The organism is Curtobacterium sp. NPDC090217 (genome assembly GCF_044746705.1).
GTDB lineage: Bacteria > Actinomycetota > Actinomycetes > Actinomycetales > Microbacteriaceae > Curtobacterium.
In genome coordinates this window covers 1,548,068-1,569,073 of the sequence record NZ_JBIVCR010000001.1, presented here as the reverse complement: position 1 = coordinate 1,569,073, position 21,006 = coordinate 1,548,068, and the positions used below count along the sequence as shown (strand labels likewise).

The window sequence follows — 21,006 nt, the reverse complement described above, 5'->3', positions numbered from 1 at the left end:
GGTTGTCGAAGCGCTTCGACGATGCACGTCGAGCAACGCGTTCGGTGGGGTGGGCTCACCCGATCCGGCGGATGCTGCCGAGGTCGGTGAACCGTGGCGGGATGAGGGTCACGCCGGGCTCGTGCGTCCCGTCGACCTGGCGGACGGTGCGCTCCACGGCGCCGCGGCACATCTCCTCGAGCGGGAGCGGGATGGTGGACAGCGGGGTGTCCATCACCGTGGTGTCGTAGCTCGCGCAGGCGGCGAGCACCGACAGGTCGTCCGGGACACGGATGCCACGGGACGCCAGATGTGCGAGGACCGTGTCGACGACCGGCTCGTTGCAGTGGAACACGAGCGCGGTCATGTCGGGCAGTTCCGCGAGGAGTCGATCCGCGGCGGCACGCTGGTCGGCGCGGTCGAGGGAGGGGTAGTGCGCGACGGTGGCGACCCCGGACGCACGGCACTCGTCGTCGAACGCGTCCGCGAAGCGACGGATGAAGCCGGTGTGCCGCTCGACGTAGGTCGCCGGGTGCCCGACCACGCCGATGCTGCGGTGTCCGTCGGCGACGAGCCGCCGGACGGATGCCCGGCCGGCCTCGGCGAAGTCGAGGTCGATGCAGGTCAGGCCGGTGGTGTCGCCCGGCACGCCGACGAAGGCAGCGGGGACGCCCGATGCGCGGACGACGTCGGCGCGTTCGTCGTCGGTGGAGACCCCGAGGACGACGACGCCGTCGACGAGGGACGAGTGCGCGACCCGCTGGATGCCGGTCACCTCGTCGTCGCGTGCCAGCAGCAGGACGTCGTCGTCGTGTGCCCGAGCGGCCTCGACGACCGCGGTGACGAACCGCATGTGGGTCGGCAGGTGCGCGTCCGGCCGGATCGGCGCGGAGAGCGCGAGGATGTCCGTGCGGGCACCGGCGAGCATGCGGGCTCCGGCGTTCGGACGGTAGTCGAGCTCCGCGACCGCGCGGTCGATGCGGGCGCGGGTGGTGGCGGAGATCGTCCGCTTCCCGGAGAGGGCGTACGAGACGGTCGAGATCGAGACGCCGGCGGCCTTCGCCACCTCGTTGATCGTCACCATCCCGCACCCCCTCGTGCTCGTCATCTGCGGTCGGCCGGGTCGTTCCCTGACGGAGCTCCCAAGTCGAAGCGAAGCGCTTCGACAACCTGCGACGGCGACGCTAACAGGGCGGCGGTGCCGACCGCAAGCCTTTTGTGGTTCTCGGCAACAAATGCGTTCTCACGATCGCGAGGTCACCAGGCGTCAGGTCGTGGTCTCGACAGGCTGGTGCCCGTCCCAGCCACCGCGGACGACGAGCGCGGTGCGACGCGGGACGTCGGGCGACATCAGCGCCGCTGCGAGAAGGCGGCGTCGAAGGAGGCGTCCGGCGGCGCGATGGTGCCGAGGCGCCTGACGAACTCGAGCGCCTCGCGGCCGCCGACCAGGCGGTCCATGCCGGCGTCCTCCCACTCGACGCTCGTGGGCCCCTCGTACCCGATGTGGTTGAGCACGCGGAACACCCGCTCCCACGGGACGTCGCCGTGTCCCGCGGTGACGAAGTCCCACCCACGCCGGGGGTCGCCCCACGGCAGGTGGGAGCCGAGTCGGCCGTTCCGCCCGTCGAGTTGCTTGACGGACTCCTTGCAGTGCACGTGGTAGATCCGGTCGGCGAAGTCGAGCAGGAACGCAGCGGGGTCGAGGTCCTGCCAGACGAAGTGCGACGGGTCGAAGTTGAAGCCGAAGGCCGGCCGGTCCGCGAACACCTCCAGGGCCCGCGCAGCGGTCCAGTAGTCGTAGGCGATCTCGGACGGATGCACCTCGAGGGCGAACCGGACCCCGACCTCCTCGAACACGTCGAGGATCGGCGCCCACCGGTCGTGGAAGTCCTGGTAGCCGGCGTCGACCATGCCGGACGGTACCGGCGGGAACCCGGCGACGGTCTTCCAGATCGACGACCCGGAGAACCCCGTGACGGTGTCCACGCCGAGCGCCGCGGCCGCACGGGCCGTCCAGCGGAGCTCCTCGGCAGCCCGCTGCCGGACGCCCTCCGCGTCACCGTCCCCCCAGACGTGCGGCGGCAGGATGTCCTCGTGCCGCTGGTCGATCGGATCGTCGCAGACCGCCTGGCCGACCAGGTGGTTCGCGATCGCCCAGACCCCGAGGCCATTCGCGTCGAGCACCGCGCGCAGCTCGGCGACGTACGCCGCGTCCGTCGCTGCGCGACGGACGTCGAGGTGGTCGCCCCAGCAGGCGATCTCGAGTCCGTCGTAGCCCCACTCGCCGGCGAGCCTGGCCACCTCCGTGAAGGGCAGGTCGGCCCACTGACCGGTGAAGAGCGTGACCGGCCGAGTGGGCCGTGTCGGGTCCGTCATGCTGCTTCCTTCCTCCTGCGGCCGGTTCACCAGGTGTCCGGTTCCGTGCCGTCGGGCACCGCCGCCGGACGGTCGACGCGGGAGCGGACCTCGATGACGGTGTGCTCGCGGCCGGCTGTGGCGATCGCCTCCATCACCTCGAGCACGTGGAACGCGAGCTCGCCGCTCGCGCGGTGCGGACGGTCGGTGGCGATCGCGTGCGCCATGTCCGCGAGGCCGTACCCGCGACCCGCGTCGGCGTAGCCCGCCGACACCGGCAGCTCCCGCCACTCGCGGTCGTCGGCAGTCGCGATCGACACCGGGTCGGAGAACCGGTTCGGGTCGGCCACGGCGAGGCTCCCCGCGGTGCCGTGCACCTCGAAGAGCGGGCTGCGGGTCGCCCAGACCTCGAACGACACGGTGACGGTGGAGAGGACCCCGGAGGCGTGCTCCAGGATCGCGACGACGTGCGTGTCGACGTCCACGGGGATCGCGGTGCCGGCGGCTGGTCCGGAGGCGACCGTCCGCTCGCGGGTCGAGCGCGAGGCGCTCCCGCTGACTCGGACGACCGGGCCGAAGAACTGCACGAGGCTGGTCAGGTAGTACGGGCCCATGTCGAGCAGCGGACCGCCGCCCGGCTGGTAGTAGAACGCCGGAGCCGGGTGCCAGAGCTCGTGACCAGGTGCGCTCCACGACACGGCGGCGCCGACGGGGTCGCCGATGCGCCCGTCGTCGATCGCGGCACGGGCGGTCTGGATGCCGGTCCCGAGCACGGTGTCGGGTGCGCTGCCGACCCGGAGGCCCCGCTCGGTGGCGAGCGCCAGCACGGGTTCCGCCTCGGCCGTCGCGAGCGCGAGCGGTTTCTCGCCGTAGACGTGCTTGCCCGCCTCGAGTGCGCGGGTGGCGACCTCGGCATGTGCGGCCGGGATCGTCAGGTTGAGCACCACGTCGACGCCGTCCGCTGCCAGCAGCTCGTCGACGCTCGTCCCGCGCACGCCCTGCTCGTCGCCGACGGCCCGCGCCCGGTCGACGTCGAGGTCCGCGACCGCCGTGAGCTCGAGCCCGCGCAGTGCCGGGAAGTGCTCGAAGTACTGCCGGCTGATGTTGCCGACGCCGATGACACCGACCCGGAGCGGACGGTCGTTCACCGGGCTGCCCACAGGAGTCCCCTCTCGATGATCGTGCGGAGCGGCTGCGACTCGACGACCTCGAGCCGGTGCCCCGGAGCGGACACGAACACGCGTCCATGCCCCCACTGCCTGGTCCAGATGGCCGGCGCCGTGACCGGGCGGTTCCACGCGTCGAAGTCGCGGGCCTCCTGTGTCGTGGTCGCCAGCACGTCGTTGTACTCGTCGGACAGCACCCAGTACTGCTCGGTGACGAGGTCGAAGTCCTCGATGCCCTGCGTGATCGGGTGCTGCCGTCCGGCGTCGGTGATGTGCACCGTGTACGGGATGTAGTTGTCCGACTGCTCCCCGGTGCGCTCCGACGGGTGCTTGCCCGCGTGGTGCGCGAACTGCCCGCCGATCATGTGCAGGTAGTCGGCGGTGTTCCGGAAGGCGTCCGCGATGCCGCCGTGCCACCCGGCCAGTCCGGTACCGCCGAGCACGGCGCGCTGCAGTCCGGCGAACTCGTCGTCGGCGATCGTCGACATCGTGACGACCTGCACGATGAGGTCGACGCCGTCCATCACGGCCGCGTCCGCGTAGACGGCGGTCGAGTCGGACACGTGCACGTCGAACCCGTTGTCCCGCAGGAACGGCAGCATCGCGTCGGTGGTCTCGACCGGCATGTGGCCGTCCCAGCCGCCTCGGACGACGAGTGCGCGGCGTCCTGTGGTCTCGTCCTGGTCGCTCATTCGCCTGCCGATCGCTCGATGGTGGTCCAGCTGCTGCCGTCGGCGGCGCTGCGTTCGACGGCGTCGAGCACGCGCTGCACGTGCAGCCCGTCTTCGAACGACGGCGACGGGTCGATGCCGCTCGTGATCGCGTCGACCAGGTCCTTCACCTGGTGGCTGAAGGTGTGCTCGTACCCGATGAGGTGCCCGGTGGGCCACCATGCCGCCATGTAGGGGTGCTCGGGTTCGGTGACGAGGATTCGTCGGGAGCCCTGCTCACCGGCGGGGGCCGACGACTCGTACAGTCGGAGTTCGTTCATCGACTCCAGGTCGAACTGGATCGCGCCGGCCGACCCGGAGACCTCGAGCGTCAGCCCGTTCTTCCGGCCGGTGGCGTAGCGGGTGGCCTCGAAGGTGCCGATCGCCCCGTCCGCGCGGCCGCCGCTCAGGCGTCCGAGGAAGAACGCGGCGTCGTCGACGGTGACCTGCCCGCGTTCGGACGACGCCGTGCCGGAGAGCCCCACGCCCTCGGCCAGCAACGGGCGTTCGTGCACGAAGGTCTCGAGTGTGCCGGACACGGTCGACAGCCGTGCGCCGGTGACGTGCTCGGCGAGGTCGATGGCGTGCGCGCCGATGTCACCGAGCGAACCGGACCCGGCGAGCGCCTTGTCCAGGCGCCACGTCATCGGACCGTCCTCGTCGGTCAACCAGTCCTGCAGGTACAGCGCACGGACCTGCCGGACCGTCCCGAGCCTCCCGTCCTGCACCAGCTGCCGGGCGAACGCGATCGCCGGCACGCGCCGGTAGCTGAAGCCGACCATGGCACGGACACCGTGCTCGCGCGCAGCGCGGGCGGCATCGGCCATCGCCTCGGCCTCGGCCACGGTGTTGGCGAGGGGCTTCTCGCACAGGACGTGCTTGCCGGCCTGCAGTGCGGCGATGGCGATCTCGACGTGCGAGGACCCGGGCGAGACGACGTCGACGACGTCGATGTCCGGGTCGGCGACCACGGAACGCCAGTCGGTCGAGGCGTGCTGCCAGCCGTACTGGACGCGGGCCGCTTCGGTCCGGTCGGGATCACGGCCGACGACCACGGTCATCTCGGGTTCGGCGTCGAGGTCGAAGAACCTGGGCGCTGTCCGCCACGCCTGAGAGTGGGCGGCTCCCATGAAGCCGTGACCGATCATCGCCACCCGGAGGGGTCTGCGTGCCATCCGTTCGCTCCCTTGCGATCGTGTCCTTGCGAGAGTCAACACTACCGCTTATGTTGGGCGCGGCAACATTTTGTTTCGACGACGAACGGTGACCACCATGGCGACGACGCCCACCCGTGCAGACAAGTTCTCCTTCGGTCTCTGGACCATCGGATACAACGGCTCCGATCCCTTCGGCGGTCCCACCCGCCCCCAGCTCGACGTGGTCGAGGCGGTCGAGAAGCTCGACGAGCTCGGCGCCTACGGCCTGACCTTCCACGATGACGACCTGTTCGCGTTCGGTTCGACCGACGCCGAACGACAGACCCAGATCGATCGACTCAAGGGTGCTCTGGAGGCCACCGGGATCGTCGTGCCGATGGTGACGACGAACCTCTTCTCCGCCCCGGTGTTCAAGGACGGCGGCTTCACCTCGAACGACCGCCAGGTCCGCCGGTTCGCACTCCGGAAGGTGCTGCGGAACGTCGACCTGGCCGCCGAGCTCGGCGCGAAGACGTTCGTCATGTGGGGCGGTCGCGAGGGCGCCGAGTACGACTCCGCCAAGGACGTGCAGGCCGCGCTCTCCCGCTACAAGGAGTCGGTCGACCTGCTCGCGCAGTACGTCACCGACAAGGGCTACGACATCCGCTTCGCGATCGAGCCGAAGCCGAACGAGCCCCGCGGCGACATCCTGCTGCCGACGCTCGGCCACGCGATCGCGTTCATCGACACGCTCGAGCGTCCAGAGCTGTTCGGCGTGAACCCCGAGGTCGGCCACGAGCAGATGGCCGGTCTGAACTTCACCGCCGGCATCGCCCAGGCGCTGTACTCCGGCAAGCTCTTCCACATCGACCTCAACGGCCAGCGCGGCATCAAGTACGACCAGGACCTCGTCTTCGGCCACGGCGACCTGCAGAACGCGTTCTCGCTCGTCGACCTGCTCGAGCACGGCGCACCCCAGGGCGGCGTCGCGTACGACGGCCCGCGCCACTTCGACTACAAGCCGAGCCGCACCGAGGACATCTCCGGCGTCTGGGACTCCGCAGCCGCGAACATGCGCATGTACCTGCTCCTCAAGGAGCGTGCGCAGGCGTTCCGCGCCGATCCCGAGGTCCAGGCGGCGCTGTCCGCGGCGAAGGTCGACGAGCTGTCGACGCCGACGCTCGACGAGGGCGAGTCGTACGACGCGTTCCTCGCGGACCGGTCCGCGTTCGAGGACTTCGACGCCGACGCGTACTTCGGCGGCAAGGGCTTCGGCTTCGTGCGCCTGCAACAGCTCGCGGTCGAGCATCTCATGGGCGCTCGTTGAGCCTCGTCGCTGGCGTCGACTCCTCGACGCAGTCCTGCAAGGTCACGATCCGCGACGCCGTCACCGGTGCGGTCGTCCGGGAGGGACGCGCGTCCCACCCGGACGGCACGTCCGTCGACCCCCGCCACTGGTGGGACGCGCTCGGCACCGCGATCGCGGACGCCGGCGGGCTCGACGACGTGGCGGCGATCGCGGTCGCCGGCCAGCAGCACGGCATGCTCGTGCTCGACGCCGACGGCGTCGTCATCCGCGACGCGCTCCTCTGGAACGACGTCCGCAGCGCCGACGCGGCAGCGCAGATGGTCGAGGAGCTCGGACGGGAGGCATGGGTCACCAGGACCGGTCTGGTCCCGGTGGCCTCGTTCACCGGCACGAAGCTGCGCTGGCTCCGCGACGCCGAGCCGGACAGCGCACGCCGCGTCGCGGCGGTCGCACTCCCCCACGACTGGCTGTCGTGGCGGCTGCGCGGCTACGGTCCGGCCGACGAGAGCCCGCTCGGCCCCGACCTCGACGCGCTCGCGACCGATGGCTCGGACGCCAGCGGCACCGCGTACTGGGATCCGGCACGGACGGCGTACGACCCGGAGCTGTTCGAGCTCGCCCTCGGACGGTCGATGCGGGTCGCCGGCGAGTCGGGGGGCGACGTGCTCGTCCCACGGATCGTCGAGGCCGACCAGGCGATGGGCACACTCGACACCGACGTACCGCTGCCCGGTGGCGGGGTCGCCCACGGCGGCCTGGTCGTCGGTGCGGGCACCGGCGACAACGCCGGTGCCGCGCTCGGACTCGGACTCGGACCCGGCGACGTCGCGGTGTCCCTCGGGACCAGCGGGACCGTCTTCGGCGTCACCGACACCGCGGTGGCGGACCCGAGCGGGACCGTGGCGGGCTTCGCCGACGCGACGGGGGCGCGCCTCCCGATCGTCACGACGCTCAATGCGGCCCGCGTGCTCGAGGTGATCGGCGGCCTGCTCGGCGTCGACCACGGCGAGCTCGGCGACCTGGCGCTGGCGGCGCCGGCCGGCGCCGACGGCCTCGTCCTCGTGCCGTACTTCGTCGGCGAGCGCACGCCGAACCGTCCGGACGCCACCGCGTCCCTGCTCGGGATGACCCCGGCGACCACCGACCGGCAGCACCTCGCCCGCGCCGCGGTCGAGGGCATGCTCTGCGCACTCGCCGACGGACTGGCGGCCGTCGAGGCCACCGGCGTCACCGTCGAGCGGCTGCTGCTGATCGGCGGCGCCGCACGCAACGAGGCCGTCCGCACGATCGCCGCGCAGGTGTTCGGACGCGACGTGCACCTGCCGGAACCGGGCGAGTACGTCGCAGCCGGCGCGGCGAAGCAGGCGGCGTGGGCGCTCACCGGGACCCTGCCGTCCTGGGCGCTCGACACCACGACCGTCGCCGCGGACCCGCATCCCGAGGTGCTCGAGCGCTACCGCGCGGCCGTCGATCACCAGAGCAGCTGAGTGAGGACAGGCTGCCCTGACAAACCCCAGGTCAGGGCAGCCTTTCCTGCCTAGTCATGGGCCGTCCGGAGTGCTTTGCTGTCCGACATGGCCACCACCACCGTTCCCGCACTGCCGACCGCGTCGCCCGCGGATCCCACGAACGCGGCCCGGCTCAACTGGTTGCGTGCCGGGCTGCTCGGAGCGAACGACGGCATCGTCTCCGTCGCCGCCGTCGTGGTCGGTGTCGCCGGGGCCGGCGCACCGGTCGGCCCGGTCCTCGCCGCCGGCGGAGCCGCCCTCGTCGGCGGTGCCGTCTCGATGGCGCTCGGCGAGTACGTCTCCGTGAGCGGCGCCCGTGACGCGCAGCGCACCGGGCAGGCTGCCCGTACCGCCCGTCGGGCGACCGACGCGGTCGGGCCTTCGGACATCGCGGCCGCCTACCGCTCGATCGGGGTGTCCGACGACGTGGCACGGTCGATCGCCGCCGAGCTCGGTCGCCCGGAGGTCCGTGAGAACTGGATCGCCGCCGAGGAACGGGCCGCACAGGACGAGGTCGTCAGTCCGTGGCGAGCGGCCTGGGTCTCCGCGGCCACCTTCACCGCCGGCGGCCTGCTGCCGTTCCTGGCGACCGTGTTCGTGCCGGAGTCGGTGCGCGTCGCCGTCATCGTCGTGGCCGTGCTCCTGGCACTCGCCGCGACGGGCACGACGGGCGCGGTGCTCGGCGGCGCTCCCCGAGGTCGTGCTGCCACACGCGTCGTGATCGGTGGCGCTGCAGCCCTGGCGGCGACGTGGCTCGCGGGCACCCTGCTCGGCGCGCACGCACTCTGACGACGCGGCCCATGTGTGGCGGCGGCTCCGGCGGGCTCCGGGATGGGATGATGCATCTCGATCACCGGAACGAGAACGAGGAACGATGCCCCCGCTGGACGATCAAGGCCAGGATGCCACGCTCCTCGCCGGGCGGTACCGCCTGGAGTCCGTCATCGGTCAGGGCGGCATGTCCGTCGTCCACCGCGCATGGGACGAGGTCCTGCACCGCCCGGTCGCGGTGAAGGTGTTCCACGCCGGCACGGTCGACATCGCGCGCCAGGAGACGGAGCAGGGCGTCCTCGCGTCCCTGCAGCACCACAACCTCGTGAGCCTGCTCGACGCGGGCGTCGTCGACGACCACGAGGGCCGCCACCGCCGGTTCATCGTGATGGCGCTCGTGACCGGACAGGACCTCGAGGCGCGTCTGGCCGTCGGGCCACTGGCGTCCCGGCACATCGCCGAGATCGGCTTCGACATGGCGGAAGCGCTCGACTACATCCACGCGCGCGGCGTCGTCCACCGCGACATCAAGCCGTCGAACATCCTGCTCGTGGACTACGGCAACGGCTCGGACCGCGCCAGGGCCAGCCTGACCGACTTCGGGATCGCCCTCGCCGAGGGGGTCGAACGGTTGACGGCCGACGGCGTGACCACCGGGACGGCCGCCTACCTCAGCCCGGAACAGGCGAGCGGGTCCGACGTCGGACCGGCGAGCGACGTGTACTCACTCGGACTGGTCCTGCTCCAGTGCTTCACACGACGGCGGGAGTTCCCCGGGTCGCTCGTCGAGTCGGCGGTCGCCCGGCTGTCCCGTGACCCGGTGGTCCCCGATCCCCTGCCGGCACACTGGAGCGGACTCCTCTCCGCGATGACCGCGCGGGACCCCGCATCGCGGCCGACCGGGGCTGCGCTCGTGGCGTTGCTCCGGGACGTCGTGATCGCCGACTCCTCGAGCGCCGACCACGTGGTCGAGCCGACGACGTCCGCGTCGTCTCGACCCGCCGAGAGCGACCGCCCGGCGACGCTCGACGTCCTGCCGGAGGAAGCCCTCCGGCGCACCACCGCCATGGCCGCCCGACTCTTCGACGCACCGATCGCGCTGGTCGAGGCGCTCGACGAGGACCGGGAGTGGTCGCAGTCGTACATCGCGGACGGCGTGGACGACGCCGCCCGGCACATCAGCTTCCGGAACGGGTTCGCCCCCGTCGCGGTCCCGGTGGTGATCCCCGACGGGTCGACCCACCCGGAGATGCGCGACAGCCCGCTCGTCACCGGCCCCCTCGGTATCCGCTTCTACGTCAGCGTCCCGTTGCTGCGGCACGACGGAGCCCCGATCGGGACCCTCGCGGTGCTCGACACGCGGTCCAGGACCGCGACCGAGGCCGACCTCGCGAACCTGCGAGACCTCGCGGCGCTGGCGGTCGCGCAGCTCGAACTCCGACAGGAGTCCCTCCGCTCCACCAGCGACGCGCTCCCGCTCGTGCCCGGTCCACCCGCACCGGATGGACCGGTCGCCCAGGCCTGACCAGCACGCTCCGACCGGTGCGTCGCGACTACCTCGTCGCGCGCTCGACGGCGTCGAGGATCGTGGCGACCTCGGTCCTCGTGGTGTAGTCGACCTTGACGTCGGCGAACCGCACCACTCCGTCGGCGTCGAGGACGAACACGGACGGGAACGGGATCCGAGCGGTCGCGTCGGCATTGCTGTCCGCGACGTCGAACCCGAGCGCGGTGTGCGCCCGCCGCGCGTCGGCACTCGGCTCGGTGACGATCCCGATGCGTTCGGCGAGCGCGTTGCCGACGTCGGACAGCACGGCGAACTCGAGCTCGCCGTTCGCGACCGCCTGCTCGGACGCCTCCGGCGTCTGCGGCGAGATCGCGATCAGGGAGACACCGCGCTCGCGCAGGGCCGGCAGCAGCTCCTGCTGGTAGGTCCGGAGCGTCAGGTTGCAGTAGGGGCACCACGCGCCCCGGTAGAACACGAGGACGCTCACGCCGTCCCCACGCGCGTCCCGCAGGCCCTGCGCGTCTCCAGTCGCCGTCAGGAGCTCGGCGTCCGGGAAGACATCGCCCTCGCCGATGGCCGTCTCCGGCACCCCGGCAGCTCGGAGATCCTCCTGCTCACCTTCGAACACCGCTGAGAGCTCCGGACCGATCTGCTCGGTGAACCCCTCGTTGAACGTGTCGACCTGCGTGGCGATGGACGGTGCTGGCATCTCGGGACCTCCGGGTTCAGGCGCGGCCGACGCGGCCGTTCCACGGAGCATAAGCAGGCTCACCCGGATGGTGACCGCCCGGCGTCATCGAGCGTCATCGACGGGCGCGGTGTCGCGGACGGCGGCGAGCTCCCGGTAGACGTCGGCAGCACCGGTCGGGACCCGGAGGAGCGACCCGTCCGGCTGCTCTTCCAGTCGGACGAGCCCCATCCGCCGCAGGAACGGGGTCTTCGCGCCGGCGGCGATCCGGTCGGCGACCAGCTCCGGTGCGACGGCGAACTCCTCGACGTTCCGACCGCCTGATGCGTACGACCAGTCCATGAAGTCGAACACCGGCCACCACGTCCACCCGCGGACGTCGACACCTGCGGCCGCGAGCGTCCGGACCGCGGCGATCGAGTCGCGGACCCAGGATTCGCGGACCGCGTCGTCTCCCTCGATCGAGGTCTCGGTGACGACCATCGGCAGGCCGTACCGATCAGCGAACCGGGTCAGCGACTCGACGAGGCCGTCGGACCAGCGGTCGTACGCCTGCTGCACGGTGCCGCCCGCTCCCCCGACGAGGCGGCGCGGCGAGAGGTCCGGGTAGTAGTTGACGCCGAGCAGGTCGATCGTGACGGCACCGTCGACGAGTTCGGCGAGGGATGCCCTGGATGCGCCGTGCTCGACGAGCCAGTCGTGGGACGGGTGATCAGGCGTGACACGGCCCGTGACGAGGTCGGTCGGGATCCAGCCGACCGCTTCGAGCAGCGCTGCTTCGCCGACGAGCGCCGCCGAGTCCGTCGTGTAGAGCGACGACGCCTCGACGTGGACGATCACGGCGTCCGGGTTCGCGGACCGCACCGCGGCCACCGACTGCTGGAACCCCGTCGCGATGCCGAGCACGACCCTGGTCCATCCGTCCCACCCGATGAGCGCCGGCGGCCACACGCCGCGCAGGCCGGCGAAGGACGCGGTCGTGATGGGTTCGTTGAGCGGGGTCAGGTGGTCGACGACGCCGGCGTACCTGGCGGCGAAGGCACCGGCGAACGAGGCGACCGCCGCCGGGTAGGCCGGGTCGGCGAACGAGTCGTCGAGCCAGGTCGGGGTGCCGTAGTGCACCAGGTCGGCGATCACGGTGAGCCCGAGGGACGCGGCGTACGACAGTCGCTCGTCGAGCACCGCCCAGTCGAAGACCCCCGGCGCGAGGTGCACGCGCGGCCAGTCGACCCCGTAGCGGAGTGCCGTGGCACCCAGCGACGCGACGACGTCCAGGTCGCTCCGCCACGCGTTGTCGTGCCCGGTCAGCTCGTGCTCGTCGAGCGGCAGCATGTCGAACCGCGCGGGTGGGTACACGCAGGTGTCCTCGATGCCGGCGACGAAGGTGAAGGTCCCCGGCGCGAACGCCCCGATGGTCACTTCAACCCCGTCGTCGCGACACCCGCCACGAAGAACTTCTGCGCGAAGAAGAACCCGAGGGCAATGGGCAGCAGCGAGATCACGGCGCCGGCAAGCAGCACCGCGTGGTCGGTGACGTGTGCGCCGCCGAACAGCGTCAACCCGGCCGGCAGGGTCAGCATGTCGTTCGAGGTCGTCACGACGAGCGGCCAGAGCAGGTCGTTCCAGAGCGCCATGCCGTTCAGCACGGCCACGGTGGCGATGGCGGGCTTCGCGAGCGGCAGGACGACCTGCCAGTAGATCCGCCAGTGTCCAGCGCCGTCGATGCGGGCGGCCTCGTCGAGCTCTGTCGGGATGTCGACGAAGAACTGCCGGAACAGGAAGATGCCGAACGCGCTGGTGGCCCGCGGGATGATGAGCCCCTGGTACGTGTTGAGCCACCCGAGGTGGAACAGCTCCACGAACACCGGGATGAGCGTCACCTGGAACGGCACCATGAGCGTCGCGATGACGAGCACGAACGCCACGTTCCGGCCGACGAACCGCATCCGGGCCAAGGCGTACGCACACATCGAGTCGAACAGCAGCGTCAGCACGGTGGTCACGACCGTGAAGACGAACGAGTTGAGCAGGAGCCGGAGGAACGGCAGCTGCTGCCAGACGCCGGTGTAGCCGTGCAGGGTGATGCTCGTCGGGAACAGGCTGGCGGGGTGACCGAACAGGTCGGCCTCGGAGCGGAACGACCCGCTGACCATCCAGATGAACGGCACGAGCGCGAACACGAGTCCGATGCCGAGGTACACCCACTTCACGAGGGACCCGGTGCGTGCGAGGCCGGTGCGTCGCAGGGACCGGCGGACGCCGGCCTCAGTCGACATCGTCGTACCGGAAGAGGCGCAGCTGCAGGAGCGAGATGAGCATGATGATCACGAAGAGGACCCAGGAGATCGCCGACGCGTAGCCGGTCTGGTAGTTGACGAACCCGTCGCGGTAGAGCAGGTTCACGAGCGTGTCGGTGTGGAAGACCGGTCCACCGCCGGTCATCACGTACACCAGGTCGAACACCTGGAACGACTGGATCGTCAGGATCATCGACGTGAAGAGCATGGTCGGGCGGATGCTCGGCAGGGTGATCCGCCAGACGGTCTGCCAACGGTTCGCGCCGTCGAGCTCTGCGGCCTCGTACCGTTCCGCCGGCACCCCCTTGAGTCCGGCGACGAACAGGATCATCGCGAAGCCGATGCTCTTCCAGACCGACACGAAGATGATCGTCGGCAGGGCGAGCGAGGTGGACTGCAGCCAGGCGACGCTCGGCAGCCCGAGCATCGCGGTGATGCCACCGACGAGCCCGATGTCCGGGTCGAGCAGGAACTTCCAGACCAGACCGATCGTGACGAGCGACACGATGGTCGGGAAGAAGAACACGCTCCGGACGATCCGGTTCGCCAGGGTGTCCTCCTGCAGGAGCAGCGCGGCGACGAACCCGAGGACGACGAGCAGCACGACCGAGACGATCGTGTACTCGAGCGTGATCCGCAGGGCGTTCCAGAACTGCGGGTCCTGGAACAGCTTCGTGTAGTTCCCGAACCCGACGAACGGCTGCGAGGTCGCACCGACCGTCCAGTCGAAGAACGAGTACCAGAGCGACCGCAGGATCGGGAAGACGACGAACGCACCCAGGATGACCAGGGAGGGGGCCATGAAGAGCCAAGCGGGCTGGAACCGCCGCTGTCGACGGCGGGTGGGGCGAGCCTCCCGTCCGGTTCCGGGAGTGTCGGCCCCGGCACGCGCGCCGCGTGCCGGGGCCGACCCGGTGAGTTGACTGGTCACTTGCTGCAGCCGGTGAGGCCGTCGATCGTCTGCGCGGCTTCCTTCGTCGCGTCGGCGACGGAGGTGCCTCTGGTGATCTTGCCGATCATCGGGACGTAGCCGTCGGAGTCGACCTTGGTGGCGTCCGGCACGTGCGGCAGGTACAGCCGCGAGTCGGGCACCTGACTGGCGAAGACGCTCACCGTGGGGTCGGCCTTCAGCTTGGCGTCGTCGGACAGGTCGGTGCGCAGCGGCGGGAAGCCGGTCTGCAGCGAGAACTTCTGCTGCGCGGTCTTCGACGTCCAGTACGCCAGGAACTCCTGCGCCTGCTTCGGGTACTTCGTCTTCGCGGAGATCGACAGCGGGGCGATCGAGCCGAGCGTGGTGGACTTGCCGTCGACGCCCACCGGGACCTTCACGATGCCGAGGTCGATGCCGGCCGACTTGTAGCCGGGGGCCGCCCACGGACCGTTGATCTCCATCGCGGCCTTGCCAGCCGAGAACAGCGAGTCGGCCTCGGCGCCGGTCAGCCCGACCGGGCTCACCTTGTCGTTCGCGACCAGGTCCGCCCAGGTCTTCAGGGACTGCTGCCCGGCGTCCGTCTGGACCACGCTGCAGTTCTTCGCGTTGACGATGTCGCCGCCCTCGAGCCACTGCAGGACGGGCCACATCTGGATCGTCTGGTTGTCGGCGAGCGCGATGCCGTACTTGCCGCCGGTCGTGAGCTTCTGGGCGTCGGTGGCCATCTCCTGCACGGTCGTCGGCGGGTCGCTGATGCCGGCGTCCGCGAAGAGCTTCTTGTTGTAGTACAGGCTCAGCGTGGCGAAGTTCGCCGGGACGCCGTAGAGCTTGCCGTCGTAGGTGAACTCCTTGACGGTGCCTGGGGCGAACTCGGACGTGTTGATCTTGCCGTCGCCGCTGCCGGTCTCGGTGATCGGCAGCACCGAGTTCGTCTTGACGTACTGCGCGACGGCGTTCGGGTCGGAGCTGACCGCCGCGACGTCGGGACCCTGCCCGGTGAGCCATGCGGACGGGAGCTTCTGCTGGATGGTGTCCCACGGCTGCACGGTCATGTCGACCTTGACGTCGGGGTGGGCCTTCTCGAAGTCCTTGACGATGGTGGCGTAGCCGGGGCGGTCGCCGCCGGTGAAGCCGGTCCAGACCTTCAGGGTGACGGGGCCGGACGTGCTGGCGTTGCCGCCGGCAGAGCACCCGGTGAGGGTGAGGGCCGCCACGGTGGCGAGGGCGCCGATGGCGAGGGTGGTGCGTGTGTGCTGCATCGGGGAACGCTCCTTTGCGTTGCTGCTGCGTGGTGCTGGGTTGTGGGGGTGGTGCGGCGTGGGGTGGTGCTGGTGTCGGGTGGTGCTGGTCAGGTGCGGACGCGCTCGGCGTCCGGGTCGCATCCGCAGGACGCGCGGATGACGAGCTCGACGGGCAGTTCTGTCCGGGTCGGCGTCCCCGCGCGGCGGTCGACCAGGTCGAACAGCCGCTCGGTCGCGATGCGTGCCATCTCCTCGGCGGGGACGCGCACGGTCGTGATGCCGGGGGTGGTGACCCGTGCGAGCCCGAAGTCGTCGAAGCCGACGACCGAGACGTCTCCGGGGACGTCGATTCCTGCACGCCGCAGGGTGTGCAGGCCCCCCACCGCCATGTCGTCGTTCGCGAAGACGATGCCGTCCGGGCGGGGGCCGCCCGCGAGCATCTGCTCCATCGCCGCCGCGCCGGAGGTCTCGGACAGGTCCCCCTCGATCACCGTCACGTCGTCGATGCCGTGCCGCTCCGCAGCCGCCAGGAATCCGGCGCGTCGATCGAGCCCGGTCTGGTGGTCGAGCGTTCCCGTGACGTGCAGCAGGCGGCGGCGTCCGTGCACCTCGACGAGGTGGTCGACCAGGCGCTCGGTCGTGCTGACGTCGTCGATGCCGACCGTGACCGCGTCGGACAGGTGCGGGTAGTTGCCGATCAGGACCGCCGGGAGGCCGGATGCGACGAGGGTCTGCACGTGGTCGTCGTCGATCGCCGCACTCGTGACGATCGCGCCGTCCGCCGTCCGGGACCGCATGACCCGCTCGTACGCGACGTCGCCGGAGCCGGTGTCGGCGTTCGTGGACACGATGACCTGGGCGTCGTGGGCGTTCGCAGCCGTCGACATCCCCGTCAGCACGTGCATGAAGTAGAGGTGGCCGAAGACGTGGGCCGAGGAGTTCGGGACGATCAGCGCGACGGCGTCCGCTCGCTGGCTGCGCAGTGCCCGGCCGGCGGAACTCGGGACGTAGCCGAGTTCGTCCGCGGCCTGCTTGACGGCGGCGCGGGTGCGCTCGCTGATGCGCTCGTGGCCGGCGAGCGCCATGCTCGCGGCGGCGGACGTGACACCGACCTTGGCGGCCACGTCCTTGAGGGTGACGGACTTCGGCATGGGGGTCGCCTCCTTCGGGAACGACGCGCTTTATCGATTAACTACACACATCATGCACGTGCTTAATCGATGAAGCAAGCACTGTCCGGATATCGGCCGGGAGCGGCACCCCTCGCCCCCTCTCCATTGACGCCGCGCAGGAGCGCACCTACGGTGTTACTCATTGGACGTTGGATGTCCTACAAGTCAAAGGAGATGCAGTGAAGTCGCAACGATGGGTGGTCGCGCTGAGCGCAGCGACTGCAATCGCCCTGGTCGGACTGGCCGGGCCCCAGCAGGCCGACGCCGCACCGTCTGATCCGCCGGGCTCGTTCTCACAACAGAACCTCGGGGCGACGCTCGCCCCGGGTTTCGCCGCGTACCGGATCCCCGCGCTGGCGTTCCTCGGCAACAGCACGGTCGTCGCTGCCTGGGACGGTCGACCGACGTCCGCGGCCGACGCCCCCAACCCGAACTCGATCGTCATGCGGCGCAGCACCGACAACGGTTCGACGTGGAGCGCGCTCACCGTGCCGCGCGCGGGGGACCCGGACACCGCGCACGGCGGAGCGTCCAAGGACGGGTACAGCGACCCGAGCCTGGTGTGGGACGCGACTGCGCACAAGCTGTTCCTGTTCTCCGTGTACTCGAAGGACCAGGGGTTCAGCGGCAGCACGTTCGGGAACTCGGACACCGACCGAAACGTCCTGAGCGCGCAGGTCTCCGAGTCCGACGACCTCGGCGTGACCTGGGGTGCTCCCCGACTGATCACGAGTGTGGTGAAGCCGGGCGCGAGCAGCACGGTCCCCGCGCCCGGGGACGTCCAGGGCGCCTTCGCGTCATCGGGTGAGGGCATCCAGCTCCGGTACGGCACGCACGCCGGACGGCTGGTCCAGCAGTACGCCGGCACCGTCCGTCAGGCCGACGGCAGCAACGCGCTCCAGGCGTACTCGGTGTTCTCCGACGACCACGGCATCACGTGGCAGCGCGGAGCGTTCGTGGGGACTGGCATGGACGAGAACAAGGTCGTCGAGCTCTCCGACGGTCGTGTCCTGCTGAACTCCCGGAACCATGCCGGTGGCGATCGGAAGATCGCGATCTCGAACGACGGTGGGGCGACCTGGGGCGCGGTGTCCGAGGACACAGACCTGCCTGACCCGGGCAACAACGCCTCGATCGTACGACTCTTTCCGGACGCTGCGCAGGGATCTGCCGACGCAGCGAAACTGCTGTTCACGAATGCCGACAGCACCACGTCGCGGCAGAACGTGTCCGCTCGGGTCTCCTGCGACGACGGGACCACCTGGTCGTCCGTCCGATCGATCGCTCCGGGTTTCTCGGCCTACTCGACCGCCACCCGACTGGACGACGGCATGATCGGCGTGCTCTACGAATCGAGCTACACCACCGGTATCCAGTTCGCCTCGTTCGACGACGCCTGGCTGGACTCCACCTGTGCCGCCTCCACGACCGCGACGTCGTCCATCGACCTCGTCCACGTCACCGGGAGCCGGAACGACAGCGGACGAGACGTCTCGACGAGCCCCTACACGGCGGGAGAGACCGTCGCGTACCGGTTCACCGTCACGAACGGTTCGTCCTCGCCGGCGACCGTCGCGCCGACGGCGGGCAACGTCAACCCGCTCGTGCCGCCAGGCGCGGGGAACTGCCGGTACTCGAACCTCGCCGCAGGAGCGACCTACACCTGCACGACACCGCGGCACACGGTGACCGCGGCTGAGGCGACGCAGGGCTTTTTCGTCCCGGACACGACCTGGACGGTGACCCGTGCGTCGACGTCGACCGCGCGCGTCATCGGCGCTCGCGTCGATCTCCGGTGATGGACACGACCCGACTGGTCGTGTGCATCACCAGGTGAACGCGGACGACGCCCGGGTGCCGACGTGGAGTCGGTACCCGGGCGTCGTCGTCAGCCATGACCGTGCTCACGCGCTGCCGCGGACCGCGTCTCCGAACCAGCGGGTGATGGTCGACGGGTGGGTGATCGCGGTGCCGACGACGACGGCGTGGGCACCGGACTCCATGCAGCCCCTGGCCTGGTCCGGAGTGTGGATCCGGCCCTCAGCGAAGACGGGGACCGGAGAACGTTCGACGAGTGCTGCGAGCACCTCGAGGTCCGGTCCGATCGTCGTCGGACGGTCGAGCGTGTACCCACTGAGGGTGGTACTGAGGCAGTCGACCCCGGCCTCGATTGCGGCGTCGCCGTCGGCGACGCTCCCCACGTCGGCCATCAGGAGCGCATCCGACTCCTGACGGAAGGCGCGGACGGTCTCGCTCAGTGTGCGTCCGTCGGGCCTCGTGCGCCGGGTGCCGTCGACCGCGACGATCGATGCCCCCGCCCCTGCGATCACCACGGCGTGCTGCAGGGTCGGCGTGATGAAGACCCCGTCTGCTCCCACTTTCCACAGACCGATGGTCGGCACATCGACACGGTCAGCGATCAGGGCGACGTCAACGACGCCCTGCGCGCGGATGCCGATCGCTCCGCCGACGATCGCCGCCTCGGCAAGCTGCGCCATCGTCTCCGGATGGCGCATCGGTTCCCCGGGGTACGCCTGACAGGAGACGACGACGCCTCCCTGCAGTTGCTCGAGCACGGTGTTCGTCACGATCGGTGTCCTCCGGGTCGTCGGTGGTGCAGGGCTGCTCCGATGATCGCGGCATCGCCGTTCAGCGGGGACAGCAGGACGGGGCAGTCCTCAAGGTGCGGCAGCAGCGTGTTGCGTGCTGCGTCTCGGATCTGTTCGAGCCATGCCGCGCCGGCGAAGGCGAGGCCACCGCTCAGGACCGTCCGTTCCGGGTCGCAGGCGTTCACCATCCCACCGATCGCTTCGCCGATCGCGACGCTCGCGGTCTCGACGACCTCCTCGGCCGCTCGGACGCCCGCGGCGGCTCGTGCGAAGACTGCTCGCGTGTCGGGGACGTGCCGGTCCCCGGTTGCGCGGCGGTAGCGACGCAGGATCGCCGGTCCGGAGGCGACGGCCTCGAGATGCCCGGCCTTACCGCACGAACAGGTCTCGCCCACCGCCTCCTTGCACGGCATGTGACCGAAGTGTCCGGCGACGCCCCGCCTGCCCATCTCGACGACCCCGTCCTGGGTGAGCGCACCACCGATACCGGTGCCGAGCCCGAAGAGCAGCATCCGCCCCACCCCGGAACCGGCTCCGACGCGCGCTTCGGCGACGGCGTGTGCGTGGACGTCGTTGATGACGGTCACGGGCAGCCGCAGGCGGTGCTCGAGGTCACCGCGGAGATCGGTACCAGCCCATCCCGCGATGAGGTCCGTCGAAGCGCTCACGCGACCGGAACAGGGGTCGATGACCCCGGCGGCACCGACGCCGACACCTTCCACGGTGTCGTCGGCGACCTGTCGGAGCCTCTGCACGAGCTCCTCCGCTCGGCCGATGACCGCGGCCGGGCCCGATCGCGCGGGCGTGGCAGCCTCGATCCGGCCGAACACCGTCCCGTCCTCACGGACCAGTCCTGCCGCGGTCTTCGTCCCACCGATGTCGATGCCGATGCAGAGGACGGTCACGAGACGGTGTTCCGCAACGTGCCGACACCCGTGATCGTGATGTCGACGGACCGTCCGGAGTGGAGCTCCGCCGCCGTCTGCGGTGACCCGGTGAGCACCACGTCCCCAGCCTCGAGGACGATCTGTTCGGTGATCGCGACCAGGATCTCGGAGACGGTGTTCGGCAGGTGGGCGGTGCTGCTCGTCAGGACGACGTCCCCGTCGATGCGCACCTCGATCTGGGCCGCGTCCGGGTTCGGGAGATCCGTCTCGATCCAGGGACCGAGCGGCGTGGCGTTCTCACCGACCTTCGCGGCGAAGAACACGGAGTCCACGAGCGGAGCAACCACGGTGACGTCGTTCGCGACCGTGTAGCCGAGCACGTGAGCCAGTGCGTCCTCCTGCTTGAGCGCGTTCGCCCGACTGCCGATCACGACGGCCAGTTCGCCTTCGCCGACGGTCGAGTCGCTCCACTCGTTGAGGTGGATGGTCGCACCTGGCCCGCCCAGTGTGCGGGGCGACTTCCACCAGCCCTGCACGCGCGGCGTGCCGTCGGCGGTCGTCGGATGGGAGATGCCGACGATCGCGCCCGGTTCGATGGGTGCGAGCAACGCGGCTGTTCCGGAGTGTCGCGCTCCGGTCGGCGTCAGGTCGAACGCCGAGACCACTCCGACCCACTCGTCCCCGTCTGCGACGACCGTCCGCGGACCGTCGTCCGTGCTGATCCGAGCAATACGCACGAC

General features: G+C 70.5%; 19 protein-coding genes. 5 read left to right on the top strand and 14 right to left on the bottom strand.

What is annotated here, in order from left to right; all coding sequences use genetic code 11:
• Positions 1–55: 55 nt before the first annotated feature.
• The 5 genes from ACIPJ2_RS07660 to ACIPJ2_RS07640 all read right to left on the bottom strand — a co-directional run bounded on the left by ACIPJ2_RS07660 (position 56) and on the right by ACIPJ2_RS07640 (position 5,385).
• A complete protein-coding gene (locus ACIPJ2_RS07660) occupies positions 56–1,063 on the bottom strand; it encodes a LacI family DNA-binding transcriptional regulator (RefSeq protein WP_402728283.1) in 1,008 nt (335 codons plus the stop codon).
• Between the two features lie 266 nt (positions 1,064–1,329).
• On the bottom strand, positions 1,330–2,355 hold the full coding sequence (locus ACIPJ2_RS07655) for a sugar phosphate isomerase/epimerase family protein (protein WP_402728282.1): 1,026 nt from the start codon (positions 2,353–2,355) through the stop codon (positions 1,330–1,332).
• A gap of 26 nt (positions 2,356–2,381) precedes the next feature.
• A complete protein-coding gene (locus tag ACIPJ2_RS07650; RefSeq protein WP_402728281.1) occupies positions 2,382–3,494 on the bottom strand; it encodes a Gfo/Idh/MocA family protein in 1,113 nt (370 codons plus the stop codon).
• Positions 3,479–4,192: a ThuA domain-containing protein gene (locus ACIPJ2_RS07645; protein WP_402728280.1), complete on the bottom strand. Its 714-nt coding sequence runs from the start codon at positions 4,190–4,192 to the stop codon at positions 3,479–3,481. The genes ACIPJ2_RS07650 and ACIPJ2_RS07645 overlap by 16 nt, the downstream gene beginning before the upstream one ends.
• On the bottom strand, positions 4,189–5,385 hold the full coding sequence (locus ACIPJ2_RS07640; RefSeq protein ID WP_402728279.1) for a Gfo/Idh/MocA family protein: 1,197 nt from the start codon (positions 5,383–5,385) through the stop codon (positions 4,189–4,191). Before ACIPJ2_RS07640 ends, ACIPJ2_RS07645 begins: the two co-directional genes overlap by 4 nt.
• Positions 5,386–5,482: 97 nt before the next feature.
• On the opposite strand from ACIPJ2_RS07640, the gene xylA reads away from it, so the two are divergent.
• The 4 genes from xylA (at position 5,483) to ACIPJ2_RS07620 (ending at position 10,459) form a co-directional block, all read left to right on the top strand.
• Positions 5,483–6,673, top strand: coding sequence for a xylose isomerase (gene xylA / locus ACIPJ2_RS07635; protein ID WP_281267075.1), 1,191 nt, complete (start codon positions 5,483–5,485; stop codon positions 6,671–6,673).
• Positions 6,670–8,142: a xylulokinase gene (locus ACIPJ2_RS07630; RefSeq protein ID WP_402728278.1), complete on the top strand. Its 1,473-nt coding sequence runs from the start codon at positions 6,670–6,672 to the stop codon at positions 8,140–8,142. Before xylA ends, ACIPJ2_RS07630 begins: the two co-directional genes overlap by 4 nt.
• Positions 8,143–8,229: 87 nt before the next feature.
• Positions 8,230–8,952 carry a VIT1/CCC1 transporter family protein gene (locus ACIPJ2_RS07625; protein WP_402728277.1) on the top strand — a complete coding sequence of 241 codons (723 nt, stop codon included), beginning with the start codon at positions 8,230–8,232 and terminating at the stop codon, positions 8,950–8,952.
• Between the two features lie 85 nt (positions 8,953–9,037).
• Entirely contained in the window at positions 9,038–10,459 is a 1,422-nt protein-coding gene (locus ACIPJ2_RS07620; protein WP_402728276.1) for a protein kinase, read from the top strand.
• 28 nt (positions 10,460–10,487) lie between these two features.
• Here the strand turns inward: ACIPJ2_RS07620 and ACIPJ2_RS07615 are convergent, their stop codons facing one another.
• The 6 genes from ACIPJ2_RS07615 to ACIPJ2_RS07590 all read right to left on the bottom strand — a co-directional run bounded on the left by ACIPJ2_RS07615 (position 10,488) and on the right by ACIPJ2_RS07590 (position 16,749).
• On the bottom strand, positions 10,488–11,150 hold the full coding sequence (locus tag ACIPJ2_RS07615) for a peroxiredoxin-like family protein (protein ID WP_402728275.1): 663 nt from the start codon (positions 11,148–11,150) through the stop codon (positions 10,488–10,490).
• Between the two features lie 84 nt (positions 11,151–11,234).
• Positions 11,235–12,548: a family 1 glycosylhydrolase gene (locus ACIPJ2_RS07610; protein WP_402728274.1), complete on the bottom strand. Its 1,314-nt coding sequence runs from the start codon at positions 12,546–12,548 to the stop codon at positions 11,235–11,237.
• Positions 12,545–13,405 carry a carbohydrate ABC transporter permease gene (locus ACIPJ2_RS07605; protein WP_402728273.1) on the bottom strand — a complete coding sequence of 287 codons (861 nt, stop codon included), beginning with the start codon at positions 13,403–13,405 and terminating at the stop codon, positions 12,545–12,547. Before ACIPJ2_RS07605 ends, ACIPJ2_RS07610 begins: the two co-directional genes overlap by 4 nt.
• Positions 13,395–14,228 carry a carbohydrate ABC transporter permease gene (locus ACIPJ2_RS07600; protein WP_402728272.1) on the bottom strand — a complete coding sequence of 278 codons (834 nt, stop codon included), beginning with the start codon at positions 14,226–14,228 and terminating at the stop codon, positions 13,395–13,397. The genes ACIPJ2_RS07605 and ACIPJ2_RS07600 overlap by 11 nt, the downstream gene beginning before the upstream one ends.
• A 125-nt stretch (positions 14,229–14,353) precedes the next feature.
• A complete protein-coding gene (locus ACIPJ2_RS07595) occupies positions 14,354–15,616 on the bottom strand; it encodes an extracellular solute-binding protein (protein ID WP_402728271.1) in 1,263 nt (420 codons plus the stop codon).
• A gap of 89 nt (positions 15,617–15,705) precedes the next feature.
• The gene (locus tag ACIPJ2_RS07590) at positions 15,706–16,749 is read right to left on the bottom strand and encodes a LacI family DNA-binding transcriptional regulator (protein WP_402728270.1); all 1,044 of its coding nucleotides are present in this window, start codon (positions 16,747–16,749) and stop codon (positions 15,706–15,708) included.
• A gap of 200 nt (positions 16,750–16,949) precedes the next feature.
• Here ACIPJ2_RS07590 and ACIPJ2_RS07585 point away from each other — a divergent pair, with 200 nt between their 5' ends.
• Positions 16,950–18,569 carry an exo-alpha-sialidase gene (locus ACIPJ2_RS07585; RefSeq protein ID WP_402728269.1) on the top strand — a complete coding sequence of 540 codons (1,620 nt, stop codon included), beginning with the start codon at positions 16,950–16,952 and terminating at the stop codon, positions 18,567–18,569.
• Positions 18,570–18,674: 105 nt separating this feature from the next.
• On the opposite strand, the gene ACIPJ2_RS07580 is transcribed toward ACIPJ2_RS07585, so the two are convergent.
• From ACIPJ2_RS07580 to ACIPJ2_RS07570, 3 genes are read right to left on the bottom strand one after another with little or no spacing between them, the layout of a single operon-like run.
• Positions 18,675–19,358, bottom strand: a complete 684-nt coding sequence (locus tag ACIPJ2_RS07580) for an N-acetylmannosamine-6-phosphate 2-epimerase (RefSeq protein ID WP_402728268.1) — start codon at positions 19,356–19,358, stop codon at positions 18,675–18,677.
• Positions 19,355–20,284 (bottom strand): ROK family protein, encoded by a 930-nt coding sequence (locus tag ACIPJ2_RS07575; protein ID WP_402728267.1) that lies wholly within the window; start codon positions 20,282–20,284, stop codon positions 19,355–19,357. Before ACIPJ2_RS07575 ends, ACIPJ2_RS07580 begins: the two co-directional genes overlap by 4 nt.
• The gene (locus ACIPJ2_RS07570; protein ID WP_402728266.1) at positions 20,281–21,003 is read right to left on the bottom strand and encodes a fumarylacetoacetate hydrolase family protein; all 723 of its coding nucleotides are present in this window, start codon (positions 21,001–21,003) and stop codon (positions 20,281–20,283) included. Before ACIPJ2_RS07570 ends, ACIPJ2_RS07575 begins: the two co-directional genes overlap by 4 nt.
• Between the last annotated feature and the right edge of the window lie 3 nt (positions 21,004–21,006).

Excerpts from the sequence above, each read along its gene's own strand:
- ACIPJ2_RS07660 (WP_402728283.1), bottom strand. The coding sequence starts at position 1,063 with ATGGTGACGATCAACGAGGTGGCGAAGGCCGCCGGCGTCTCGATCTCG.
- ACIPJ2_RS07655 (WP_402728282.1), bottom strand. The coding sequence starts at position 2,355 with ATGACGGACCCGACACGGCCCACTCGGCCGGTCACGCTCTTCACCGGT.
- ACIPJ2_RS07645 (WP_402728280.1), bottom strand. The coding sequence starts at position 4,192 with ATGAGCGACCAGGACGAGACCACAGGACGCCGCGCACTCGTCGTCCGA.
- ACIPJ2_RS07640 (WP_402728279.1), bottom strand. The coding sequence starts at position 5,385 with ATGGCACGCAGACCCCTCCGGGTGGCGATGATCGGTCACGGCTTCATG.
- xylA (WP_281267075.1), top strand. The coding sequence starts at position 5,483 with ATGGCGACGACGCCCACCCGTGCAGACAAGTTCTCCTTCGGTCTCTGG.
- ACIPJ2_RS07625 (WP_402728277.1), top strand. The coding sequence starts at position 8,230 with ATGGCCACCACCACCGTTCCCGCACTGCCGACCGCGTCGCCCGCGGAT.
- ACIPJ2_RS07620 (WP_402728276.1), top strand. The coding sequence starts at position 9,038 with ATGCCCCCGCTGGACGATCAAGGCCAGGATGCCACGCTCCTCGCCGGG.
- ACIPJ2_RS07615 (WP_402728275.1), bottom strand. The coding sequence starts at position 11,150 with ATGCCAGCACCGTCCATCGCCACGCAGGTCGACACGTTCAACGAGGGG.
- ACIPJ2_RS07605 (WP_402728273.1), bottom strand. The coding sequence starts at position 13,405 with ATGTCGACTGAGGCCGGCGTCCGCCGGTCCCTGCGACGCACCGGCCTC.
- ACIPJ2_RS07600 (WP_402728272.1), bottom strand. The coding sequence starts at position 14,228 with ATGGCCCCCTCCCTGGTCATCCTGGGTGCGTTCGTCGTCTTCCCGATC.
- ACIPJ2_RS07595 (WP_402728271.1), bottom strand. The coding sequence starts at position 15,616 with ATGCAGCACACACGCACCACCCTCGCCATCGGCGCCCTCGCCACCGTG.
- ACIPJ2_RS07590 (WP_402728270.1), bottom strand. The coding sequence starts at position 16,749 with ATGCCGAAGTCCGTCACCCTCAAGGACGTGGCCGCCAAGGTCGGTGTC.